The following is a 3,943-nucleotide window of genomic DNA, read 5'->3' on the forward strand; positions in this document are numbered from 1 at the left end:
ATCATCAACAACGTCGGGCTGTGCTTCGCAAACACGGTGCGCCCCGGCAAGATTGGCATCGTCGCGGCATCGGGCACCGGCAGCCAGGAACTGAGCGTGCGGGTCGACGCGCTGGGTGCGGGTATCAGTCAACTGATCGGCGTGGGTGGCCGGGATCTTTCCGAGGACGTCGGCGGCGTGATGATGCTGGACGGCCTTGCGATGCTCGACGCCGACCCGGACACCGCGGTGATCATCGTGCTCTCCAAACCTCCCGCGGACCGGGTCGCGGCCAGGGTGCTGGCTGCGGCAGCCGCCGCGTCGACACCAGTCGTGGTGTGCTTCATCGGATCTGGTGACCGCGGCGACGATGCCGACGGCAGGGTCACGGTGGTGGGCAACACTCGGGACGCGGCGCTGGCCGCGGTCCGGCTGGCCGTCGATGACCCGTCGCTCACCGACACCGCCACCTACGACTTCCCCTACCCCGACATCCAGGCCGCCTGGGGCCCTGGCCAGCGGTTCATCCGAGGCCTGTTCTGTGGTGGCACGGTGTGCGACGAGGTCTTCCACGTGGTCCGAAGGGTTCACCAGGCTGGAGACGGGCACACGCTCATCGACCTGGGAGCGGACGAGTTCACCCAGGGTCGCCCGCACCCGATGATCGATCCCACTCTGCGCAACAGCCGAATCATCGAGGCGGCGCAGGATCCGGCGACTGCGGTGATCCTCCTCGATTTCGAGCTCGGCATCGGCTCCCATCCGGCTCCGGTGTCGGCGGCCGCTGCGGCGATCGAGCGTGCCAAGAACGTGGCGGCCGAGTCCGGCCGCGCCCTCGAAATCGTCGCGTACGTATTGGGCACGGACTCCGATCCGCAAAACAAGGCAGCCCAGTTCAAGATCCTTCAGGACCTCGGTGTCCGGGTCGTCGACAGTGTCATCGATCTCGGCGAACAGGCACTGAAGCTGATCCCACAGATGCAGGAGAGCCGGGTATGAGCAACACCCTTTTCCGCGACGAGTTGCGGGTGGTCAACGTCGGCGTGGCCACATTCCACGACGACCTGGAACGCCAGGATGTGCGTGCAGTCCAGGTGAACTGGTCACCGCCGCGGTCCTACCCCCCCGAGATACATGCCGCGCTGGCGGTGCTCCGGCGACCCGACAACGCCGCCCGGATCGCTGCCGCGAACCAGCTGGCGGTCGAACGGATCGTGAATTCGCACCCCGTGCTCGTCGGTTTCGGGCAGGCCCTCGAAGTCGTGCCGGGGATGACGAAGACGACGATCCTGCACGCCGGCCCACCGATCGCCTTCCAGGACATGTGCGGTGCGATGCGCGGTGCGGTCACCGGAGCCATCGTGTTCGAGGGGTTGGCCGCCGACGTCGAGGAAGCCGCCGTCCTCGCCGCGTCCGGCGGGGTCACCCTCGCCCCGAACCACCAGCACGACTGCGTGGGCTCGATGTCGGGAGTCACCTCGGCGTCGATGTACATGCAGATCGTGCGCAACAAGACCTACGGCAACGTCTCCTACACCAACCTGGCCGAGCAGCTGGCGCGGATCCTCAGCATGGGCGCCAATGACCAGACCGTCATCGACCGCCTGGTCTGGATGCGCGACGTACTCGGCCCGATGCTCGCCGAGGCGATGCAGTTCGCCGAGGAGATCGATCTGCGCGAGCTGCTCGCTCAGGCCCTGCAGATGGGCGACGAGTCGCACAACCGCAACATCGCCGGGACGGCCCTGTTGTTCCAGAAGCTGGCACCGCTCCTGCTGCAGACGCACTTCACGACCGAGCAGAAGAAACAGGTGTTCGACTTCATCGACGCAGGCACCTACTTCTCCGGGCCGACGTGGATGGCGTTGTGCAAGAACGCGATGGACGCCGCGCACGGCATCCCCGACAGCACCATCGTGACCACGATGTGCCGCAACGGCGTCGAGTTCGGCGTGCGAGTCTCGGCCTTCGACGGGTTCCGGTGGTTCACCGGGCCTGCGCAGAAGATCAACGGGCCGATGATGGCGGGATACACCGAAGCCGATGCCGGACTCGACATCGGTGACAGCGCCATCACCGAGACCTACGGGATCGGCGGGTTCGCCATGGCAGCGTCGCCTGCGATCGTTCCGCTGGTCGGCGGCACCGTCGATGACGCCATGAACTGCTCTCACGACATGCTGGAGATCACCACGACGACCAACCCGCACATCACCATTCCGGTGCTCAACTTCCGGGGCATCGCCACCGGCATCGACGTCGTCAAGGTCATCGAGACCGGCACCCTGCCGATCATCAATACCGCAATGGCACACAAGGATCCGGGGGTCGGCATGATCGGGGCCGGGTTCGTCAATCCCCCGATGGAGGTCTTCGAGAAGGCGATCGTCGAGCTCGCCACGCGTTTCGGCCAATAACCGCCCGATGGAGTTGGTACGCGCGCAGCTGGCCGACGAGACGTGGCTGCCGTTCCTGACCGGGCAGTACGGCGACGCGGTGGTCGACAGCACCTACCGGCACGCGGTCAACGTCCGCCTCGCAAGCGGTGACATGCTCTGGGTCGCCGCCACCGGCGCAACTCGCGCCCCCAATGCCCTGCTGACCGACGCCGTCGGGTTCGACTCCGTTGCGGCCGGACAACCCGTCCGGGTGATCGGTGCTGCCGGCATGACGGTCGGAGCGCTCACCGTCGACCTGCAGTACTGCCGCAGGTTCAGCTGTCGGGTCGTTGCGTCGGATCCGGTCGACGACCGGGTCGCGGCCGGGCACGGGATCGCAGCCGAGGTCCTCGCTCGATGCGGGATCGAGGGCGGCATGCTCCATCGTGCGGAAACACCCACCGACACCCTGACCCAGGCGATGCACGCGCGGCTGCTCACAGGCGCGGGCGCGCTGCAGGCCGCCGTGGCAGCCGGCGACGCGGCCGGCGCGGTGGCGGCGTCGCGTGCGCTGATCGGCCTGGGTATCGGGTCCACGCCCTCCGGGGACGACTACATCCTGGGCTGTCTCGCGGTGCTGTTACTGCACTGCCGGACCCGCCGGTTCGGTCGTCAGCTCGCCGTCGGGCTGCGGCCGTTGTGTGCAGACACCACTCCCGTCAGTCGCAGCTACTTGCTGGCCGCGTGCGACGGCCGCTTCCACGTCGACGTCACCAAGGTGATCGAGGCGATCTTCCTGGGCGGACAGTCCACCGTCCGTCAGTCCGTCGAGCGCGTGATCGCGATGGGGGCCACCTCCGGTACGGACACGATGGTCGGGATCCTCGACACCCTGGAGACGCTGTCACCACTGCGTCTGACGGTGTCGACCACTGCGTGCGGCGGCGGGTGACGGGCCTCGATAGGCGTTTCGCCACCACCTGGTCGCAGGTCAGTACAGGCCGTCCCATGCCGACCGCCTGACGCGGTCGGGGTCCTGCACGGTCTCGTCGCGCGCCGAGGAGATGACGCGGGTGCGACGCCTCTCGGCGTCGTACCGGGGCCAGTCCTCGCCCAGCTCGGCGGTCGCGAAGTTCAGCCAGGTCCGCTGCATTCGCCTGCCGACCGACGGCTGGACCCGCCTTCCCAGGGGATGGACCTTGCGGCCCAGGTAGGAGCCGTAGCTGTGCTGGACGTGGACGATCTCGCTGCCGTGCGTCGCGCCGAGGCCGAGCAGCCGCAGACTCCACGCGGCGTGGTCGAACCGGTAGACGTACGTCGGCGCATGGACGGAGTAGGCGTCGGCGAACGCCCACGTGGGAGCGCAGAACATCGTGTCCGAACCGATGGCGATCAGAGCACTGCGCCGCGGATAGTCCGGATACGCCGCGAGCACGCGGTCCTTCGCGTCGGGCGCCGTGCGGGCGAAGTACGAGTCGACGCCCGGCTCGGTGGTCGGCAGCATCGGCGGCTTTCCCCACGCGAACATCGACGCCTCGTGGCTGTTGGTGCCGACGATCAACGGTATCGGTGAGACGGCGCCGTCC

Annotated in this window: 3 protein-coding genes and 1 pseudogene; 3 read left to right on the forward strand and 1 reads right to left on the reverse strand. The window is 67.7% G+C overall.

Annotated elements, in window-relative coordinates; genetic code table 11:
* The 3 genes and pseudogenes from ACRDUX_RS14220 to ACRDUX_RS14230 form a co-directional block, all read left to right on the forward strand.
* Positions 1 to 978 (forward strand): annotated as a pseudogene (locus ACRDUX_RS14220) (acyl-CoA synthetase FdrA); the annotation flags it as partial.
* The gene (locus tag ACRDUX_RS14225; protein WP_526414672.1) at positions 975 to 2,396 is read left to right on the forward strand and encodes an oxamate carbamoyltransferase subunit AllG family protein; all 1,422 of its coding nucleotides are present in this window, start codon (positions 975 to 977) and stop codon (positions 2,394 to 2,396) included. The pseudogene ACRDUX_RS14220 and the gene ACRDUX_RS14225, both read left to right, overlap by 4 nt.
* A 7-nt stretch (positions 2,397 to 2,403) precedes the next feature.
* Positions 2,404 to 3,309: an oxamate carbamoyltransferase subunit AllH family protein gene (locus tag ACRDUX_RS14230; RefSeq protein WP_526414673.1), complete on the forward strand. Its 906-nt coding sequence runs from the start codon at positions 2,404 to 2,406 to the stop codon at positions 3,307 to 3,309.
* A 39-nt stretch (positions 3,310 to 3,348) separates the two neighbouring features.
* Here the strand turns inward: ACRDUX_RS14230 and ACRDUX_RS14235 are convergent.
* A partial coding sequence (locus ACRDUX_RS14235; RefSeq protein WP_526414674.1) for a carboxylesterase family protein occupies positions 3,349 to 3,943 on the reverse strand: 595 nt, incomplete at its 5' end.

This window comes from Mycobacterium sp. (assembly GCF_050701675.1).
Taxonomy (GTDB): Bacteria; Actinomycetota; Actinomycetes; order Mycobacteriales; family Mycobacteriaceae; genus Mycobacterium.

Coding starts and splice junctions, on each gene's coding strand:
- ACRDUX_RS14225 (WP_526414672.1), top strand. CDS start 975: ATGAGCAACACCCTTTTCCGCGACGAGTTGCGGGTGGTCAACGTCGGC.
- ACRDUX_RS14230 (WP_526414673.1), top strand. CDS start 2,404: ATGGAGTTGGTACGCGCGCAGCTGGCCGACGAGACGTGGCTGCCGTTC.